Origin of the sequence: Streptomyces sp. NPDC047869 (assembly GCF_040704065.1) — a bacterium.
In the GTDB taxonomy this organism is placed as follows: domain Bacteria; phylum Actinomycetota; class Actinomycetes; order Streptomycetales; family Streptomycetaceae; genus Streptomyces.
Map to the genome: position 1 here is coordinate 266,431 of NZ_JBEYRK010000005.1, position 18,535 is coordinate 284,965.

Genomic DNA, 18,535 nt, shown 5'->3' on the forward strand with positions numbered 1-18,535 from the left:
GCCACCGGCAGGCGTGGGCCTACCCGGCCTCGGTCGCCCGACCCCGCAGGGGGCCGTCCGGACGTACGGCGCCGAGGACGGGGGCGGACGCCAGCGGCGAGACCTCGATCCGCCGCCCGGGCCTCGGTGCCTGCACCACCCGGCCGCCCCCGACGTACAACGCCACATGGGTCGCCCCGGGGAAGTAGACGACCAGGTCACCGGGGCGCAGCCCGTTCAGCGGGACCTTCGGCAGCCGGGCCCACTGCTCCTGGCTGGTGCGCGGGATCGGGGTGCCGGCGTAGTCCCACGCCTGCGAGGTGAGCCCCGAGCAGTCGTACGACGCCGGGCCCTGCGCTCCCCACTGGTACGGCTTGCCGACCTGGGACAGGGCGTAGCGGACGGCCCGGTCGCCCTCGCCGGACGGGGGCTTGTCGTCGCCGAGGGCACCGGAGGCCGTGAGCCGCTGCTGGGCCTCGGCGGCCCCGGTCCGCTCCAGCGCCGCCACCGCGGCGAGCTGTTGCGGGGTCAGTCGGGCGAGGAGCCGCTCGATGTCGCCGAGTCCGGCCGTGACGTCGTCGCGCTGTTTCCGCTGCTTCCCGGTGAGGGTGAGCTGCTCGTCCAGGGCCTTGCGGGCCGCCCTGGCGAGCGCGTCCCGCTTCCGCTCGGCACCGGTGAGCCGGGCCACGGTCTCGGCGCGCTCGTGGGCGAGCCGGCCGATGACATGGCCCTCGTCCAGCGCGTGCTGCGGGTCGCGGGCGAGCAGCAGACGGACGTAGGGGGAGAGGTCGCTGCTGTTCTGGTACTGCTGCCGGGCCAGGCGCCCGGCGTCGCTCCTGCCGCCCTCGAGCGCGAGCCGGGCGCGGGCCAGTTCGCCGTCGAGGCGGGTCACCTCGGCACGCTGCCGCTTCAGCCGCTCCGCGGTCGCCTTGTAGGACTCGGTGGCCTCCTCGGTCTGCCGGTACAGCCGCTGAAGGTCCGTCAGCAGTTGGGAGACGGACCGCGGCGGTGCGGGCTCGGCCGCCGCGGGTACGGGCGCGAGGACGGCCTGGGCCGCCACCGCGGCCGCGCAGGCCAGGCGTAGGAGTACTGCCGGCACGTCATCACCTCCGGTGCGGGGCGGACGGCCCCTCCGTCCGTATCCGCACGGTGATATTCAGACGTGTTCATGGGCTTGTGTGCCGATTGTGGGCGAGACGGCCCAACGCTCTCACCCGGTCGGGTCACCCGGCTCGCGGGACGGCGCGCTGTCCGGCTTGGACCAGGGCCATCTGAGCCGCTCACCGGGCCCGCCCTCCGGGTCGTACCGGTACTTCCAGCCCCGCACCAGACCGAGCCGCTTGCTGTGCCCCCTCGGCACGCGCCGGTAGACGTGCACGGTGGGCGGGCCGCCGCCCGCGTCCGGCACCGGCACGCTGTACGTCTTCGGGGGATGGCCGGTCAGGCCCAGCAGCACCGGCAGCACGCGCCCGTCCAGGGGCCCGCCCTCGAACGGGGTGTCCTCACTCTTCACCGGTCCGGCCCTCAGCCTTCCTCGGCGAGCGCGCCGACCACGTCCGCCGTCTGCGGATCACGCCCGGCGGTCACCGTCAGGACGGCCAGGAACTGCTCGACCAGCCAGTCGCGCAACTCCTCGACGGGCGGCTGCTTGTCCTCGTCCAGCCAGATCAGCGACGCGGCCTCCACCGCCGTGATCCACGTCCGGACCGTCATGCGCAGGCGCGGCCCCGGCGCGGAGACACCGAGGTGGCTGTAGATGTGCTCGGCAGCGGCCCGCCGTACGCCGTCCACGATGGCCGTCGTACGGGAGGTCTCCACCACGCTGCCACCCTGCAGCAGCGCGCTGAAGCCGGTGTCGTGCTGGTCGACGAAGGCCAGATAGCGGTCGAGCGCGCGGGACAGGCGGGGCAGCAGGGGACCGAGCCGGGGCTCGTCGAAGCACTGCTGGAGCTCCTCGCCGGCCGACCTGAGCGCGGCCTCGTAGAGCTGCTGCTTGCCGCCGGGGAAGTACCGGTACACCAGCGGACGGGAGACCCCGGCCGCCTCGGCCACGTCGTCCAGCGACACGTCCTCCGGCGCACGGTGTGCGAAGAGCGAGAGAGCGGCGTCGAGGAGCTGGCTGCGCCGTTCCTCGACACTGAGACGACGGTAGGCGGGGGTGGCGGCCTGCGGGGTCATGCCAAGCAGCGTAATCGGACCGTGAAGAAGCCGCGCAGGCACGGCCACACCCGGCCGTGCCCGCACCCCGCGCGCGACGGGTCGGGCCCGCCCCCGCGCTCTGTTCCCGCCTAGGCCAGCAGCCCCGAGGACTTCCACAGCCGGCGGCCCACGCCCCGCAGCACGCCGATGTCGTCGAGGAAGTCGGTGAGCCGCTTGGCGCCGGTCTGCATGACCTCCCGGCGGTGGCCGCTCGCCTTCACCTGCGCCATCGCCTCCCGCTTGTCCAGTCCCACGTTCGTGTAGACCTCGGGGTTGATGAACGCCACCGAGAACACCCGGGCGAACTCGCCGGACGTGACCCGGGTGAACTCCTGCGACCACTTCGGCGCCGTCAGCATCTGGCGCCTCAGCTCCTCACGCGCGTACCGCACATGCCGGGCCTCCTCCACCACGTGGATGCGCGTGACGCCCCGGATCAACGGCTGCACCCGCTCGTCCGGGAAGGTCAGCCGCTGCATCCAGTCCAGCACCTCCTCGCCGAGCAGTGTGGCCGTGAAGGAGCCGGGCGTGGTGGAGATGGTCTTGAACAGCCGGCCCAGGTTCTGGTGGACCCGGCTCACCGGGTACCAGGGGGTGCCGCCGTGCGAGATCAGCCGCGCGAACATCTTCGAGTGCCGGCACTCGTCCTCGATCTCGGTGAGGGCGTACCGCACGTGCGCGCTCGTCGCCGCCTTGTCGTAGACGTGCCGGACGAGGAGCTGCATCAGGATCAGCTCGAACCAGATGCCGAGCGAGGCGAGCGCCGCGGCCTCGTGCTGGGAGAGCAGGATCCGCTGCTCCTCGCTCATCCGCTCCCACATCGGCGTGCCGTAGAGCGAGACGAGCTCCGGCGGCCAGAACCACTTGCCCTCCTCGAAGGGCGCGTCCCAGTCCAGCTCCTTGTCCGGGTCGAAGGAGTGCTTGGCGGAAGAGACGAGCAGCCGTTCGGCCACCTGTTCACGGTCTTTGAGCAGGCCGAGCGCGTCGCGCAGTCCGTCCAGCGCGTCCGCTTCCGTCAGGGTCGTCATGGCTCCCTCACCTCGTTACCCGGGGGTACGTTCCGCTTCTTATGAGACTGCCTGTCAGCAAGCCCGTCAATCCCCTGCGCATGACTTGTTGACTCGGCGTCTACGTGTGAGCCTGCGAAGTATGCCGACGCATGACCTGTACACCGACGAGCCGGGAGACTCCCCCTGGCAGGTGCCCGCGAGCGGGGCGGCCAGGTTCAGCTGGGAGTACGACGAGGGCCGTGACCGCCTGCTCGCCCTGTACCAGAAGGGCAAGGACAAGCAGTGGGACGGGCAGCGGCGCATCGACTGGGAGCTGGAGGTGGATCCGTACGACCCGCTCGGCACCCCCGACGAGGCGATGTCGCTCTACGGCACCCCTTACTGGGCCAAGCTCACCGACCGGGACAAGGGCGAACTGCGCAAGCACTACACCTCCTGGCAGTTCAGCCAGTTCCTGCACGGCGAGCAGGGCGCGATGATCTGCGCGGCGCGCATCGTCGAGTCGGTGCCCGACATGGACGCCAAGTTCTACTCGGCGACCCAGACCATGGACGAGGCCCGGCACGCCGAGATCTACGGCCGCTTCCTGCACGAGAAGATCGGGATGCTCTACCCGATCAACGACAACCTCCAGGCACTGCTCGGCGACACCCTCCGCGACAGCCGCTGGGACATGCCCTACCTCGGCATGCAGGTCCTGATCGAGGGGCTGGCGCTCGCCGCCTTCGGCATGATCCGGGACACCACGGACAAGCCGCTGCCCAAGCAGATCCTCGCCTACGTCATGCAGGACGAGGCCCGGCACGTGGCCTTCGGCCGCATGGCCCTGCGGGACTACTACAAGCAGCTCACCGACGCCGAACTGCGCGAACGCGAGGAGTTCGTCATCGAGGGCTGCTACCTCATGCGGGACCGGCTCCGCGGCGTCGAGGTGCTGGAGAACTTCGGCATCCCGCGCCCGGAGGCCGAGCGGATCAGCGAGGACTCCGAGTTCCTCCGGCTCTTCCGCAAGCTGCTGTTCAGCCGCATCGTGCCCTGTGTGAAGGACATCGGCCTGTGGGGCGTCCGGCTCCAGCGGGCCTATGTCGACATGGGCGTTCTCGAGATGGGCGACTCGAGCCTGGACCTGCTGATGGCGCAGGACGAGGAGATCGCCGAGCGGCTGGACGCGGAGCGCTTCGCCGCGGAGGAACGGGAACGGGTCGCCGAGGTGGGGGAGGCGATCGAGTCGGGGGCGGCCGAGGCCTGAGCCCCGTCTCAGGTGCAGTACCGTTCTGGCGTGTCCATGCCTCCGCCCCCTCAGCAGCCGCAGTACCCGTACGGCCAGCAGCCACCCGGGCCCTACGGTCAGCGGCCCCCGGGGCCCTACGGCCCGCAGACTCCGCCGGCCCCGGCCCCGGCCCCGGCCCCGGCCCCGGCCCCGGGCCCGTACGGCTCCCCGTACCCGCAAGCGCAGCCGTACCCGCCGCAGCCCCACCCCCAGCAGCCGTACCCCGGCTGGGGCGTGCCGCCGATGGGTCCGCCCCCGAAGAAGCGCGGGCCCGGTCTGGCGCTCGCCATCGTGGGTGGGGTCATCGGTCTGGTCGTGCTCGGCTCCGTCGGCGTCGGGGCGGTGCTCGAGAGCGGCTTCCCCGCCGCCGAGAACGAACTGGCCCTGCCCCACGAGCTGCTGGACGAGAAGTACCGACTCGCCGAGGACCTCTCCGACACCGAGGGGCAGAAGGTCGAGGACGAGGCCGACGGCGCCTGGGACGCCAAGGACATCCATGCCGTGGTCGGCCGCTACAGCCCGGGCGGCGACGACACAAAGGGCATGCTGCTGGTCTCCGGCATGTACGGCCGGTTCAAGAACGAGGCGGACGTCCGCGGCGGCATGCTCAAGGGCGCCGGCGAGGCCGACGGCGTGACGGTCGCCGAGCCCGCGCGGGACGTCACCCCGGCGGGCGCGGACGTCACCGTCTCCTGCGAGGTGCTCACCCAGAAGCAGGCCCTGGTCACGATCACCTACCCGGTCTGCACCTGGGCGGACGGCAACACGGCGGCCGTGGTGGGTGAGGTCGACCTGCAGCGGAAGGACTCCGCCGACATCGACCTCGACACCGCGGCGCGCAACACCCTGAAGATCCGCTCCGAGATGATCAAGTCGATCGGCTGACCGCCACCCCCTCCTGAGCGGGGAACGAGGTCCGCAGCGTGAAGGCGTACGGCGTCGGGCCGTGCGCCCTCAGATGCAGCAGCCGCTCCTCCGCCTCGGCGACCTCGGGCCGGTGCCCCGCCGGCACCCACCACAGGGCGGTCACCGCGTCCTCGGGACGCTCGAACCACTCCCGGCGCCGGGCCAGCAACTCCCGGTGCCGTCCCCGGTACATGAACGCGGTGAGCGCGTCGACGTCCCGCCACACGGACATGTTGACGATCAGCCAGGCGTCGCCGAGGAAGGCGATGTCGGTGGCGTTGCCGGAGTCGCTCTGCAGCCGCCAGACGAAGCCGTCCGAGGCGTCCGCCACCGCGTTCACCGGATCGAGGCCGTCGACGAAGTCCTTCAACTGGGGCGAGTCGAGCGGGTACTTGAGGCGAGCGATGTTCACCTGGGCGAGGTGGTGCACGGGCTCCGAATCCGTCATGACCGGACGTTAGGTCGGCCGGTGACGCTCCCGGTACCCCCGTCTCACAGGCCGAGAACCGCCCGCATCACGTCCTTCGCGATCGGAGCCGCGTCCCCGCCGCCGCTGATCTCGCCCCGGTCCGCCGACGCGTTCTCGACCACCACCGCGACCGCCACCTTCGGCTCCAGGTCGTCGTCGCCCTGCGCCCAGGAGACGAACCAGGCGTACGGCACACCGGCGTTACCGAGGCCGTGCTGGGCGGTGCCGGTCTTGCCGCCCACCGTGGCGCCGGGAATGGCCGCGTTGGTGCCGGTGCCCGCCCGGACCACGTCGGTCATCAGCTCCTTCAGTCGCGCGGCCGTCGACGGGCGCATCACCTGCCGGTCCGGCCGCATCCCGCCGCCCGTGAGCGTCTCACCGCCCCGGCGGGTGGTCGACTCCACCAGATACGGCGTCCGCAGCCGGCCGCCGTTGGCGACGGCCGCCGCCACCATCGCCATCTGCAGCGGAGTCGCCCGGGTGTTGTACTGGCCGATCGAGGACAGCGCCAGCTGCGCCCTGTCCACACGCGTGTCGAAGGTGCTGGGGGAGACGGCGAAGGGGACGCGCAGCCGGGTGTCGTTGAAGCCGAACGCCTGCGCCGTGGCCGACATGCCCGGCACTCCGACGTCCACGCCCAGCTTGGCGAACACCGTGTTGCACGACCACTTGAACGCCTCCCGCAACGAGGCGTCCTTACAGCCGTCGCCCTCGTTGGTCAGCCGGGTCCTGGTGCCGGGCAGCCGGTAGGGGTCGGGGGAGCGGGTGAGCGCGTCCAGGTCCCGGACCACCCCGGCGTCCAGCGCCGCCGCCGCGGTGACCACCTTGAACGTCGACCCCGGCGGATAGGTCTGCCGCACCGCCCGGTTGAGCATCGGCTTCTCCGGGTCGTGGTTGAGCCGGGCCCACGCCGAGGCCGCCGCCTCGCTGTTGCCGGACAGCTCGGCGGGGTCGTACGACGGCGTCGACACCAGCGCCAGGACGCGGCCCGTGGCCGGCTCGATCGCGGCGACCGCGCCCTTGCGCCCGTGCAGCCCGTCGTACGCGGCCCGCTGGGCGTTCCGGTCGAGGGTGGTGACGACGTTGCCGCCCGGACCGGTGTCCCGCGTCACGTCGTTCCACAGCGGCAGCGGCGCCAGCATCGGGTCGGCGCCGGAGAGCACCCCGTCCTCCGCGTCCTCCAGGAACGTGGTGCCGTAGAGCTGCGAGGCGTGCCCGGTGACCGGGGCGTACAACGGGCCGTCCCGGTAAGTGCGTTCGTAGCGCAGCTGTTCACCGGTGTCCGTGGACCCGGTGACCGGCTCGCCGCCGACCAGGATGTCACCGCGCGGCTGCTGGTAACGGGCGATGGTGGCACGGCGGTTGGCCCAGTTGGACTCGTAGGCACCGGCCTGGAACACCTGCACCCGGGCGGCGTTGACCAGCAGCGCCGCCAGCAGCAGGGCGCAGAACGCGGAGGCGTGCCGGATGTACCGGGTCATGGCCGGCCCGCCGCCGTACTCGCTCACGACGCCTCCTGTCCGTCGAGTCCGGTCACCGGGGTCCGCGCGCCGTACTCGCTCACGACGCCTCCTGCCCGTCGTACTGGCTGCGGGCCGAGTCGCTGACCCGGATCAGCAGCGCCACGATCGCCCAGTTGGTGACGACCGAGGAGCCGCCCTGCGCGAGGAACGGCATCGCCATGCCGGTCAGCGGGATCAGCCCGGTGACCCCGCCCGCGATCACGAACACCTGGAGCGCCAGGATCGAGGCCAGCCCGACCGCGAGGAGCCGCCCGAACGGCTCGCGCAGGGCGAGACCGGCCCGGAATCCGCGCTCCACGAGCAGGGCGTACAGCAGGAAGACAGCGGTGAGGCCGGCGAGGCCCAGCTCCTCCCCGGCCGTCGCCAGGATGAAGTCCGACTTGACGGCGAAGCCGATGAGCACGGAGTGGCCGAGCCCCAGCCCGGTGCCGAGGACCCCGCCCGCGGCGAAGGCGAACAGGGACTGGGAGAGCTGGTTGGGGCCCTGCCCGGCCTCGATGGTGGCGAACGGGTGCAGCCAGTCCTCGATCCGGCCGCCCACATGCGGTTCGAGCCGGCCCACGGCGACCGCGCCGAGCACGGCGAGCAGCAGGCCCACCGCGATCCAGCCGGTGCGGCCGGTGGCGACGTACAGCAGGACGACGAACAGACCGAAGAAGAGCAGCGACGTACCGAGGTCCCGCTCCAGGATCAGCACGCCGACGCTCAGCAGCCAGATCGCCACGATCGGGCCGAGCACCCGCCCGGTCGGGAACTGCAGCCGCCACAGCCGCCGGCCCGTGTAGGCGAGCGCGTTGCGGTTAGCGGCCAGATAGGCGGCGAAGAACACCGCGAGCAGCACCTTCGCGAACTCGCCCGGCTGGATGGAGAATCCGCCGATCCTGATCCAGATGCGCGCGCCGTTCACCGCGGGGAACAGGATCGGCAGCAGCAGCGCGACGAGGGCGGCGACCACGCACACGTAGGAGTAGCGCTGCAGCACCCGGTGGTCGCGCAGCATCAGCACCACGAGGATGAACAGCCCCACCCCGAGCGTCGACCACACCAGCTGGGCCGGCGCCGCCCGGTCGCCCGGGGTCTCCAGGTCCAGCCGGTAGATCAGCACCAGGCCGAGCCCGTTGAGCAGGACACCGATGGGCAGCGGCAGCGGATCGGCGTACGGCGCCCGCTTGCGGACCACGAAGTGCGCGAACAGGGCGAGCACCCCGAGCCCGGCACCGTAGCCGGCGGCCCCCGGCGGAACCCTGCCGCTCCTGGCCAGACCGACCGCGCAGTAGCCGTACACGGACAGCAGGACGGCCAGCACGATCAGCGCGAGCTCGACGCCACGGCGCCGGGGCAGGCGTGGGCCGTGCGCGGGGGCCCGCGGCTCGGCCACGGCGGTTCCGGCCTCAGTCATGTCCGGAACTTACCCAAACAGGACAGTCCGGCCGGGCAGGCGCCCCAGCGGGGCGCGTCAGCGGGCGACCGCCGGGCGGAACCGGGCACGCGCCGGCCTTCGCCTCCCTCCCTCAGGGCAGGGTGAGAACCGCCACCGCGCCCCCGCCCACCGCGTTGCCGAACGTCAGCCGGGCGCCCAGCACCTCCGCCTGACCGGCCGCGATCGTCAGCCCCAGCCCGTGGCCCTTGGCACCGCCCTCCGTCCGGAACCGCTGCGGGCCGTGCGCCACCAGGTACTCCGGATAGCCGTCCCCGTGGTCCCGCACCGTCACCACCGGACCGTCCACCGTCAGCACCACCGGCCCCCGCCCGTGCTTGTGCGCGTTCGCCACCAGGTTGCCCAGCACCCGCTCCAGACGCCGCCGGTCCGTCTCCACCCGGGCGTCACGCACGATCCGCACCTCGGTGTCCGTCCCCGAGGCCCGCACCACCCGCTGGGCCAGCGCGCCCAGCTCCTCGAAGTCCAGCTCGCGGCGCTCCCGCCGGGTGTCCAGGCGGGAGATCTCCAGCAGGTCCTCGGTGAGCGTGCGCAGCGCCGCCACCCGGTCCCGGACCAGCTCGGTCGGCCGGCCCGGCGGCAGCAGCTCCGCCGCCGCGTGCAGTCCGGTCAGCGGGGTGCGCAGCTCGTGCGCCACGTCCGCGGTGAACCGCTGCTCGCTCAGCAGCTTGCCCTGCAGCGACGACGCCATGGAGTCCAGCGCGGCGGCGACCACGGCCACCTCGTCCTGCGGCCGCGTCGGATCCTTGGTCCGCGGGTCGTTCACCCGGGCGTCCAGATCGCCCGCGCTGATCCGCCGGGCCACCCGCGCGGTGCCGTTCAGCCGCCGCGTCACCCGGGTCACCGCGAACGCGCCGACCAGCACCGTCGCCCCGATGGCCAGCGCCGACGACCAAAGGATCGACCGGTCGAGCCCGGCGATCGTCCGCGCCTGCTGCGAGTAGTCGACCTCCACCGCGAGTGCCCGGTGCCCGTCGGCCGGACCCGCCGCCCACATCGTCGGCCGCCCCTGGTGCGAGGAGACCATCGTGCCGCGCTTCCCGGCCACCGCCAGCGCCCGCAGCCGCCCGGGCAGCCCCTCGGGGTCCAGACCCGCACCCGGCAGCAGCGCGTCCCCGGCCTCGTACGCGGCGGTGGCGTCGTCCAGCCGGGACAGCGCCAGCTCACGGGCCCTGCCGACCGTCTGGTTGGTGACCGACACATGCACCAGCATCCCGAGCAGCGCGGCAAGCGCACAGCTCATCACCGTGATGAACGCGGCCGCCTTCACCGCCAGCGCCCCGGCCCACCGGGGCAGCGCGAGCCTCATGAGCCGCTCGCGGACGCGCCGGGGGACGCCGTCGCGGACGCCGACGGGGTCGCGGATACGGATGCCGGCGGGGCCGCAGATGCCGGCGGGGCCGCGGATGCCGACGGGGACGGCTTGCGGCCGTGCGGAACCCTGCCGGTGCGCAGGAACTCGTCCCGGGAGAACACCATGGCGCGCCGGTCCGGATCCCAGATCCAGGTGGTCCGGTACTCGTACCCGGCGATCCCGGCCGGAGAGCGCTCGATCAGGGCCCGCCCGGCCAGCTCCACCCCGATGATCGCGTCGTTGTCGGCCAGCACCCGCACCAGCCGGTGCTTCTCGACCGTGTAGACCCGTACCGCCGTCTGGTTGGTCGGGTACAGCCGGAATCCGAGCGTCATGTCGTCCCGGCCGTCCCCGGTCAGATCCCGGTAGTACGCACTGAGCAGCGGACACCGCGCCCGTACCCGGCCCGGTCCGCACTCGCGCACCCGGTCCACGGTCGCGTGGTACGCCCCCTTCGACCCGTAGTCGTCCGGGTGCGCGGCGATCTCCGCCCGCACGACGTCCACCGGATCGACCTTCCGGATGTCGTCGCCCGGCACCGAGACGCCCTTGACGTTCTCCCGGGTCGCCACGGCGTACGGGTACGCGGGACTGGACGCCGGCCGCAGATCCGGCCAGAGCCGCGCCGGGCTGACCGCCGTCGGTGTCGCCCCGGCGCCCTCGAGCCCGCCCCGGTCCCCGCAGCCCACCGCCGCCACCGACAGAAGGGCGACGACGGCCGCTGCACGGGCGCCGCGACGGGCCGGCCTGCGGGCTGACACGGGGCTCCTGGTGCTTCAGGGGACAGTGAGGACAGAGAGGAGAGTGAGGGCGACGGCGTCGACCGGGGCCGGTACACCCTATGTGCAACTCGTAGGAAAGTCCTTTTTGTGTACCGGAGGCCCCGAGCCCCGGCTCCGCGCACCGGAGGCCCGGCTCTGTGCACCCGAGCCCCGGGCTCTGTACACCCGAGCCCCGGGCTCTGTGCGCCGGAGGCCCGGCCGGCCGCGGATGCCGCTCGCCAACGGGACCGGGACCGCGGCCTTCTCACCCGCCCGCCCAGGTCCTGCCGCCGAGGCCGACCTTGTTCTTGCCGTCACCGCGCCCGCCTGTTCCCATGGTTCAGGGGGTGATGCACGCATGAGCGGCACGAGCGGCATGGGCGGCGAGGGCGGCATGAACGGACTGCGCGTGGTGCCGGCCCGGCGGCAGGGCCACGAACGCCTGTACGTGTGTGGGCCGGATGGAGCGAACGCCGCCTGGTACGACCGTGACACCGGCCGGGTGAACCTGATCGCGGCGGACCGCGAGGCGGACGTGATGGACGCCCTCAAGCCGTTCCTGACCGGCCCGGTGACCGTGGGCCCGCCCCCGGTGCCCACCCCCGCCGAACTGGCCCGGCTCACCCTCCACCCCGACGACGACCTCGCCCCCAACCGCCCCGGCGAGGCCCTGCTCGTCGCCCTGGACCGCGACCCCGCCCCCGCCCACCGGCTCCGCCCCGACCCGCGCCGCCGCGCCCTGACCGCCGAGCAGACCACCGGCGAGGCCCTGGACCGCCTGGAAGGCGCAGGCTGGCACACCCTGCACTCCGTCCCGCTCCCCGGCAGCGACCGCATCCACCATCTGCTCGTCGGCCCCGGCGGCCTCTTCGCAGTACACGCCCTGTACGCCCGCAAGCAGCGGGTCCTGGTCGCCGACCCGATGATCACCCTGGGCCGCCACGACCCCGAGCCCGTCCTCCGCCGCCTCCGCGCCGACGCCGACCGCGCCTCCTACGCCCTGACCGCGGAGGTCCACCCCGTCCTGGCCCTCCTGGACCCCACCGACATACGCACCCCCGCCCCACCTAGGGGCCTCCGCATCCTCCGCACCGAGGACCTCCCGACCCTGGCCCGCCTGGGCGCCGTACTGAAGCCGGCGGACGCCGAGGCCCTCCACGCGATGGCCCGCGACAGGAGAACGTGGGCGAGGCTGTAGGCGGCGTAGGCCGGACCAGCCCGACCGGCGCCTTGAGGACGGGGCCAGCATCAGCCGGTCCTACGTCTGAGCACGGGGGCCGGCATCATCAGCCGGTCCGGCGCCTTGAGGGCGGGGCCGGGACGGGGGCTGGCCCCGCAGGGCCGAAGCGGGGGCCTGGGGGCGGCAAGCCCCCAGCAGGGGTCAGAGGGGACGGAGTCCCCTCCCAGGGACGGGAAGGGGCGGCGGGGGCGAAAGAAGCCCTGAAGCCACCCCCGCACAGTTCCCCTCGTTTCCTGGGCACCACCCCTAAGGCAACCTGGCCCCCCGCCCCTCGACCAGCCCCCTCATCAGATCCCCCGACCCCCGCACCCGCGCCACGACGTCCCCCGCCAAGAACTCCAGCTCCTCCGCCCCCCGGCACCCCTCAACCTCCTCCCACGTCACCGGCGCGGAAACCAGCGGAGCGACCCGCGCCCGCACGGTGTACGGCGCCGCCGTCGTCTTCCGCGCCGCGTTCTGGCTCCAGTCCACGAACACCTTCCCCGGCCGCAGACTCTTCGTCATGCGGTGCACCACCAGCCGCGGCATGGCCCGCTCCGCCTCCACCGCCAGCGCCTTCGCGTACTCACTCGTCCGCTCCGACGAACTGCCCCGCACCGCCGCCAGCAGATGCAGCCCCTTCGACCCGGCCGTCTTCGCGTACGCCTCGATCCCGTCCGCCGCCAGCCGGTCCCGCAGCCACAGCGCGACCTCGCAGCACTGGACGATCGTCGCCGGCGCCCCCGGATCCAGGTCGAAGACCAGCCGGTCGGCCTCCTCGGGCGACTGCACCAGCCACTGGTGCGTATGGAACTCGGCGACCAGGTTCGCCGCCCACACCAGGCTCGGCAGATCTTGCACCACCACCATCCGCGCCGGCCCCTCCGACCGGGGCACCTCCGCGGTCATGACCCAGTCGGGCGTACCCGGCGGCACGTTCTTGGTGAAGAACATCTGCCCGTTCGGCCCGTCCGGGTAGCGCAGCAGGGACACCGCCCGGTCCCGCAGATGCGGCAGCATCACCTCCGCGACGGTCACGTAGTAGTGCAGCAGCTCCCCCTTGGTGAAGCCGGTCTCCGGATACAGCACCTTCTCCAGGTTGCTGAGCGCGACCCTGCGGCCCTCCACCTCTGTGATTGGAGTCATAAGATGACAATCCCAGACAAGCAGCCGCATATAGCTATGCAGCATGCATAACGCCCGATCGGAACGGAGGCCGCGGCACGTGCGATCCATCTGGAACGGCGCCATCTCCTTCGGACTCGTCAGCATCCCGATCAAGCTGATGAACGCCACCGAGAGCCACTCGATCTCCTTCCGCCAGATCCACACCGAGGACAGCGGCCGCATCCGCTACCGCAAGGTGTGCGAGCTGGAGGACCGTGAGGTCAGCCAGGCGGAGATCGGCAAGGCGTACGAGGACGCCGACGGCACGATCATCCCGATCTCCGACGAGGACCTGTCCCACCTCCCGCTCCCGACCGCCCGGACGATCGAGATCGTCGCCTTCGTGCCGGCCGACCGGATCGACCCGCTCCAGATGGACGCGGCGTACTACCTCGCCGCGAGCGGAGCCCCGGCCGCCAAGCCGTACACCCTGCTGCGCGAGGCGCTGAAGCGCAGCAACAAGGTCGCCATCGCCAAGTACGCCCTGCGCGGCCGGGAACGTCTGGGGATGCTGCGCGTGGTCGGCGACGCCATCGCCATGCACGGACTGCTCTGGCCGGACGAGGTACGCGCCCCCGAGGGTGTCGCCCCGGACGACGACGTCACCGTCCGGGACAAGGAACTCGACCTCGCGGACGCCCTGATGGACACCCTGGGCGAGGTCGACCTGGAGGACCTGCACGACGAGTACCGCGAGGCGCTGGAGGAGGTCATCACGGCAAAGGCGGCCGGCGAGACCCCGCCCGAGGCCCCCGAGCCCGCCGAGGGCGGCAAGGTGCTGGACCTGATGGCGGCTCTGGAGAACAGCGTCCGCGCAGCCCGCGAGTCCCGGGGCGGGCGCCCGGCCACCGAGGAGACGGAGGAGGCCGAGGTCAGGCCCCTCACCCGCCGCCGCTCCGCCCCGAAGGAGACGGGCGGCAAGAAGTCCACCGCCACGACCGCGAAGAAGGCCCCCGCCAAGAAGACCGCGGACTCGAAGAAATCGACGGCCAAAACCACCCGGAGCGCGAAGAAGAGCACGCCCGCGAGGACGACGTCCGAGCCCCCCGCCGATTCCGCGTCCAGATCCACTGCCAGGACCACCACCGAGACCACCACCGAGACCACCACCGAGACCACCGCCAAGACCACCGCCAAGTCCGCATCCAAGGAAGCCACTTCGGCGAAGCAGACGGCGAAGAAGAGCCCCGCGAAGAAGACGGCCTCCCGCAAGCGCTCGGCCTGACGGCGGGCCGGGCGCGGAGGCCGGAGCGGGCCCGGGGAGGGCCCTGGGCAGGGGATGGACCGGTATTCCCTCCCCTGATGTGGGACGACTCGGGCACGATGTGGGCGTGACTTACGTGGTGACCGTGACCATGGCCCCTGCCAAGGGCGCTCCGGAACTCGACGCGCTGCAGCGGGAGGGCGTCATCTTCCTGCTGCGGAAAGGGTTCGACTCGCTCGAAGCGGTCGAGGGACCGGACGGCATGGAGATCGAGCTGATGGATGACGTCATAGCCGCCCATCCCGGAGGTGCCCTGCTCAAACTCTTCGTGGACGCACCGGCGCTGGAGTTCGCGGAGGACGCCGCGCGCGAGGTGGTGGCGGAACTCCTGGAACGCACCGAACCGCTCGCCGACTGGCAGATCACCCGTTGCGCGGTGGAACTGAACTCCGCGCTCCTGCAGGAGAGCCTCGACGCCGCCGACGGCCCCGACGCCCCGCCCGCCGACCCGGCGGAACGCGCCCGCCGTCACGCCGCGGCCGAACCCGCACCGGCGCCGGGCCGCCTGGACCGGGCCGAGGTCGAGGCCATGCGCACCAGACTCCGCACCCTGGCGCCGGCCCTGAGGGCCTTCCCCCTCGACCATTTCGGCTTCTCCGACGACGAGAACGAGCGCACCGTGTCCCGTGAAGCGGCCGAAATCGCCGCGGGCGCCCTCGTCTTCGCCATCGACCTCCTGGTGGACGAACTCTTCACCGACCTGGCCGGCCTGGAGGAGGACGGCCCCACGGTGGCCGAGAGCGACGCCACCTTCATGCTCCTGGACGACCTGCCCTCGCAGTACGCCGGCGAGTACACCGTTCTCTTCGCCCGCCGCCTCACCGTCACGGCGGTCACCCTGACGGCCCGCCTCACCCAGCCCCACTTCACCGGCCCCCACTGCGTGGCCGAGGACATCCTGCTGAGAGTCCTGCTCACCCAGGCCGAGGTCGCGGCCGACCTCTACGACCTGCTCACCGACGAGGTCACCACAGCCTTCGAGACCCTCACGGACACCCTCGACGAGGACCCCACCCACGACCCCCTCGACCACGCCCCGCCCGGAGTGGAGAACTGGTTCACCCCCTTCGACGCCGAGAGCCCGGTCCACCCGTACGCCACCAACGACGACGAGGAGTCCCTCCAGGACCGATGACGGGAGCCGAGAGAACTCCCGGACCCCCCGGATGGCTTCCCCGATGAGCGCCGCGCGGAAAGTCGATCTAGCTTCGAAACGAGCGCCGAGTGGATCTTCCGATGGTGCGCTCTTCCGATTCGAAGGAGAACGACAGATGCGCAAGCTCCGAACGGCCGTTGCGGCGGCCGCCCTCATCGGTGGCGTCGGCTTCATGGGAGCCGCCCCCGCCGCCGCCCTACCCATGGGAGGAGGCCATGGCGGCGGTTGCAAGTCCCACGACTTCAACGTCGACATCTTCGGCAACGTGAACGTCGGCGGCGGTGTGCTCGGCAACCTGTTCAACGGCGAGGGCAGCCCGGGCGCCCAGTACACCGACGTCGGCTCCGACTGCGGAGGCTGGTAAGACCACCTCCAAGCGCACCCGAATAGGTCCGGGCATCTGGCTGACAAAGCCCACGCCCACTCCACCAATCTGTGGCAGAGAGTCTCATCTCAAGGTGGACACCAAAGGCCCCGCACCGTCACCGGTCCGGGGCCTTTGAGCTGCCGTACGAGATTCGAGGTCCAGGAGTCCGCCGACTCCATGGGCACTACAGTTTACATGTGTGCGACACGTCACGTTGTGTCGTGCGTCGGGCGGTTGGGGCCAGCCACCTTCGCGCCTGACTCGCGCCGGTTGGGGGGCAGTATGAATGAAATGGTCAAGGGCTCGAACGTGGCTCTTGCATCCCTGAGCGAGAACGTCGGATCGGTCATCGTCAGTCTGGGCTGGGGGAGCCCGACCGGCGAGGGCGACGCGGATGTCTCCGTCCTGCTGCTGGACGTGAACGGCAAGGTCCGCAGCGACACCGACTTCTACTTCTACAACAACCCGGTCGCCGCCGACGGGAGCGTGCAGCTACTGGGCAAAACGCCGACGGCGGGCGGAAACGAGGACCGGATCAGCTTCGACCTCACCGCGGTCCCGGCAGACGTGGACCGCATAGTCGTCGCCGCCAGCCGCTACAACGCGGCGCGCTTCGGCGAACTCGATGACGTCCACCTGTCGTTGGCCGACGGGGCCGGTGACGACCTCCTGCGCTTTCCCATCGACGACGTCGACTCGATGAGCGCGATCATCTTCGGCGAGCTGTACCGGCGCGGAGAGGAGTGGAAGTTCCGCGCTGTGGGCCAGGGCTACGACACCGGTCTCGCCGGCCTGGCAGCGGACTTCGGCGTCGACATCGAGGACGACGCGGAAGCGGTCGAGGCACAGGACGACGCGGCGGCCGACGACCAGGAGGTCATGACCGCCCCGGCCCCCGCCGACGAACCGGGCCCGCGAAGCACGCCGGAAGCCGTCCCGTCTCCCCGCCGGCCGGCCGAAGCCGACGAGTCACGGAAACCGGCCACCCGGCCGCGTACCGCCAAGAAGAAGGTCACCCTGCCCAAGGTGGCCAAGAAGACGCTGGCGGAGAACGAGTCCTGGAGAGAGGCACGGCTCTTCCCGGTGTCGGCGCTCAAGAGCGACCGGGACCGGGAGATGCGGGCCACCTCGGTGCTGCTGTCGGTGATGGCACAGGTGCCGGAATTCGGCCGGAGACTGACCGCGGCGTTCGGAGCGCCGGCCGGCCGCATGGAGACTTTCGCCGAGGTCACCCTGCCGCACGGCGACTCACCGCGGCGCCCCGACGGAGTGATCCGCGTCGAGCGGGCCGGCAAGCTGTGGACGGCCCTGGTCGAGACGAAGACCAACGGCAACGCCCTCAAGGCCGATCAGGTGCAGGCGTACATGGACATCGCCGCCCGCCGCGGGTACGAAGCCGTGATCACGCTCTCGAACGACGTCGCGCTGGAGGGCAGCCCACTCGTCGACGTCAAGATCGACCGACGGCGCAAGCACAAGGTGGCGCTCTGGCACCTCTCCTGGGCGGAGGTCACCCACCAGGCCCAGATGCTGATCCGCCACGAGGGCGTCGGCAACGCCGCACACGCCTGGCTCCTCCAGGAACTGCTGCACTACCTCCAGCACGACAACTCCGGCTGCCACGGCTTCCAGAACATGGGGCCGGCCTGGGTCCCCGTACGCAACGGGATCGACGACGAGACCCTGTGCCACGGAGACGCGCGCGCCCTGGAGGTCGTCGAGAGCTGGGAGCGGCTCGTCCGGCAGGTGTGTCTCGGCCTGGGCGGCGAACTGGGCCAGAAGGTCCTGCCCGTCCAGCGCGCCAAGCGGGGAACGGACCCGGGCGAACGCCGCGGCCGCCTCGCCGACCAGCTCTGCCAGGACGGCAGGCTGGACGCGGAGCTGCGCATCGACGGAACGCCCGGCGTCCTGGCGGTCAGCGCGGACCTCCGCACAGGCAAACTGCGCACCTCCATCGACGTACCGGCACCGGAACAGGGCTACCCCCTGTCATGGGCGAAGCGGCTCGTACGCCGCCTGGCCGAAGCCCCCGCGGACCTCCACATCGAAACCCTCGTCGAGGGCGAGACCGGCGGCCCCCGCGGCACCCTGGAACGCCTTCGCCCCGAGCCCGCGGACCTCCTCCCCAAGGACAGCGGCACCCGCATCACCGGCTTCCGCCTGACCCTGCTCAAGGGCATGGGAAGCGGCCGCGGCAACGCGGAGACGGGCTTCATCCGCAGCGTCGACGAAGCGGTACACCGCTTCCACAAATCCGTGGTGATCCACCTGGACCGCCCGGCACCCCGCCGAGCCCCGACCAGGGAACCGGCCACGACGAACTGAGGCCGGGCACCCCGGCCGACGCCACGAGGCCCCGGGCACTGCCCGGCCCCTCGTCTGCGCCGCGCGCCGACCACCGACCACCGACCACCGACACGAGAAGACGACCTCCCGACCTGATCGAGACACGC

17 protein-coding genes are annotated in these 18,535 nt (G+C 71.9%); 7 read left to right on the forward strand and 10 right to left on the reverse strand.

Features of this window, described 5'->3' with window-relative positions; all coding sequences use genetic code 11:
• Nucleotides 1-19 precede the first annotated feature (19 nt).
• The 4 genes from AB0924_RS09815 to AB0924_RS09830 form a co-directional block, all read right to left on the reverse strand.
• A complete protein-coding gene (locus tag AB0924_RS09815) occupies nt 20-1,078 on the reverse strand; it encodes an NlpC/P60 family protein (protein WP_366911081.1) in 1,059 nt (352 codons plus the stop codon).
• 111 nt (nt 1,079-1,189) lie between these two features.
• Nucleotides 1,190-1,492: a hypothetical protein gene (locus AB0924_RS09820; protein ID WP_358939634.1), complete on the reverse strand. Its 303-nt coding sequence runs from the start codon at nt 1,490-1,492 to the stop codon at nt 1,190-1,192.
• Nucleotides 1,493-1,503: 11 nt separating this feature from the next.
• Nucleotides 1,504-2,157, reverse strand: coding sequence for a TetR/AcrR family transcriptional regulator (locus AB0924_RS09825; protein ID WP_366911082.1), 654 nt, complete (start codon nt 2,155-2,157; stop codon nt 1,504-1,506).
• A gap of 110 nt (nt 2,158-2,267) precedes the next feature.
• Nucleotides 2,268-3,206, reverse strand: coding sequence for a diiron oxygenase (locus AB0924_RS09830; protein WP_358939630.1), 939 nt, complete (start codon nt 3,204-3,206; stop codon nt 2,268-2,270).
• Nucleotides 3,207-3,327: 121 nt separating this feature from the next.
• On the opposite strand from AB0924_RS09830, the gene AB0924_RS09835 reads away from it, so the two are divergent.
• Together AB0924_RS09835 and AB0924_RS09840 are read left to right on the forward strand one after the other, a co-directional pair.
• Entirely contained in the window at nt 3,328-4,437 is a 1,110-nt protein-coding gene (locus AB0924_RS09835; RefSeq protein ID WP_358939628.1) for a ferritin-like domain-containing protein, read from the forward strand.
• 36 nt (nt 4,438-4,473) lie between these two features.
• Entirely contained in the window at nt 4,474-5,343 is an 870-nt protein-coding gene (locus tag AB0924_RS09840; protein ID WP_366911122.1) for a hypothetical protein, read from the forward strand.
• Here AB0924_RS09840 and AB0924_RS09845 read toward each other — a convergent pair.
• From AB0924_RS09845 to AB0924_RS09865, 5 genes are all read right to left on the reverse strand, one after another.
• Complete coding sequence (locus AB0924_RS09845; RefSeq protein WP_366911084.1) at nt 5,327-5,812, reverse strand: DUF3291 domain-containing protein; 486 nt, start codon at nt 5,810-5,812, stop codon at nt 5,327-5,329. The genes AB0924_RS09840 and AB0924_RS09845 overlap by 17 nt on opposite strands.
• 44 nt (nt 5,813-5,856) lie before the next feature.
• Nucleotides 5,857-7,314 carry a penicillin-binding transpeptidase domain-containing protein gene (locus AB0924_RS09850; protein WP_366911123.1) on the reverse strand — a complete coding sequence of 486 codons (1,458 nt, stop codon included), beginning with the start codon at nt 7,312-7,314 and terminating at the stop codon, nt 5,857-5,859.
• Between the two features lie 79 nt (nt 7,315-7,393).
• Complete coding sequence (locus AB0924_RS09855) at nt 7,394-8,755, reverse strand: FtsW/RodA/SpoVE family cell cycle protein (RefSeq protein ID WP_366911085.1); 1,362 nt, start codon at nt 8,753-8,755, stop codon at nt 7,394-7,396.
• 112 nt (nt 8,756-8,867) lie between these two features.
• Nucleotides 8,868-10,103 (reverse strand): ATP-binding protein, encoded by a 1,236-nt coding sequence (locus AB0924_RS09860; RefSeq protein ID WP_366911086.1) that lies wholly within the window; start codon nt 10,101-10,103, stop codon nt 8,868-8,870.
• Nucleotides 10,100-10,909: a hypothetical protein gene (locus AB0924_RS09865; protein ID WP_366911087.1), complete on the reverse strand. Its 810-nt coding sequence runs from the start codon at nt 10,907-10,909 to the stop codon at nt 10,100-10,102. Before AB0924_RS09865 ends, AB0924_RS09860 begins: the two co-directional genes overlap by 4 nt.
• Nucleotides 10,910-11,303: 394 nt before the next feature.
• Between AB0924_RS09865 and AB0924_RS09870 the strand changes: the two genes are divergently transcribed.
• The gene (locus tag AB0924_RS09870; RefSeq protein ID WP_358939644.1) at nt 11,304-12,107 is read left to right on the forward strand and encodes a nuclease-related domain-containing protein; all 804 of its coding nucleotides are present in this window, start codon (nt 11,304-11,306) and stop codon (nt 12,105-12,107) included.
• A 288-nt stretch (nt 12,108-12,395) separates the two neighbouring features.
• Here the strand turns inward: AB0924_RS09870 and ligD are convergent, their stop codons facing one another.
• Nucleotides 12,396-13,274, reverse strand: coding sequence for a non-homologous end-joining DNA ligase (gene ligD / locus AB0924_RS09875; protein ID WP_358939618.1), 879 nt, complete (start codon nt 13,272-13,274; stop codon nt 12,396-12,398).
• Between the two features lie 79 nt (nt 13,275-13,353).
• On the opposite strand from ligD, the gene AB0924_RS09880 reads away from it, so the two are divergent.
• The 4 genes from AB0924_RS09880 (at nt 13,354) to AB0924_RS09895 (ending at nt 18,407) form a co-directional block, all read left to right on the forward strand.
• Nucleotides 13,354-14,520, forward strand: a complete 1,167-nt coding sequence (locus AB0924_RS09880) for a Ku protein (RefSeq protein ID WP_366911088.1) — start codon at nt 13,354-13,356, stop codon at nt 14,518-14,520.
• A 106-nt stretch (nt 14,521-14,626) separates the two neighbouring features.
• Nucleotides 14,627-15,694: a hypothetical protein gene (locus AB0924_RS09885; protein WP_366911090.1), complete on the forward strand. Its 1,068-nt coding sequence runs from the start codon at nt 14,627-14,629 to the stop codon at nt 15,692-15,694.
• Between the two features lie 136 nt (nt 15,695-15,830).
• Complete coding sequence (locus AB0924_RS09890) at nt 15,831-16,079, forward strand: hypothetical protein (RefSeq protein ID WP_358939612.1); 249 nt, start codon at nt 15,831-15,833, stop codon at nt 16,077-16,079.
• 285 nt (nt 16,080-16,364) lie between these two features.
• Nucleotides 16,365-18,407, forward strand: a complete 2,043-nt coding sequence (locus AB0924_RS09895) for a TerD family protein (RefSeq protein WP_366911091.1) — start codon at nt 16,365-16,367, stop codon at nt 18,405-18,407.
• Nucleotides 18,408-18,535: the final 128 nt, after the last annotated feature.

Bases quoted from the DNA above. Each gene is read 5' to 3' on its own strand.
- AB0924_RS09825 (WP_366911082.1), bottom strand. From the start codon at position 2,157: ATGACCCCGCAGGCCGCCACCCCCGCCTACCGTCGTCTCAGTGTCGAG.
- AB0924_RS09830 (WP_358939630.1), bottom strand. From the start codon at position 3,206: ATGACGACCCTGACGGAAGCGGACGCGCTGGACGGACTGCGCGACGCG.
- AB0924_RS09835 (WP_358939628.1), top strand. From the start codon at position 3,328: ATGCCGACGCATGACCTGTACACCGACGAGCCGGGAGACTCCCCCTGG.
- AB0924_RS09840 (WP_366911122.1), top strand. From the start codon at position 4,474: ATGCCTCCGCCCCCTCAGCAGCCGCAGTACCCGTACGGCCAGCAGCCA.
- AB0924_RS09845 (WP_366911084.1), bottom strand. From the start codon at position 5,812: ATGACGGATTCGGAGCCCGTGCACCACCTCGCCCAGGTGAACATCGCT.
- AB0924_RS09850 (WP_366911123.1), bottom strand. From the start codon at position 7,314: ATGACCCGGTACATCCGGCACGCCTCCGCGTTCTGCGCCCTGCTGCTG.
- AB0924_RS09855 (WP_366911085.1), bottom strand. From the start codon at position 8,755: ATGACTGAGGCCGGAACCGCCGTGGCCGAGCCGCGGGCCCCCGCGCAC.
- AB0924_RS09860 (WP_366911086.1), bottom strand. From the start codon at position 10,103: ATGAGGCTCGCGCTGCCCCGGTGGGCCGGGGCGCTGGCGGTGAAGGCG.
- AB0924_RS09870 (WP_358939644.1), top strand. From the start codon at position 11,304: ATGAACGGACTGCGCGTGGTGCCGGCCCGGCGGCAGGGCCACGAACGC.
- ligD (WP_358939618.1), bottom strand. From the start codon at position 13,274: ATGACTCCAATCACAGAGGTGGAGGGCCGCAGGGTCGCGCTCAGCAAC.
- AB0924_RS09890 (WP_358939612.1), top strand. From the start codon at position 15,831: ATGCGCAAGCTCCGAACGGCCGTTGCGGCGGCCGCCCTCATCGGTGGC.
- AB0924_RS09895 (WP_366911091.1), top strand. From the start codon at position 16,365: ATGAATGAAATGGTCAAGGGCTCGAACGTGGCTCTTGCATCCCTGAGC.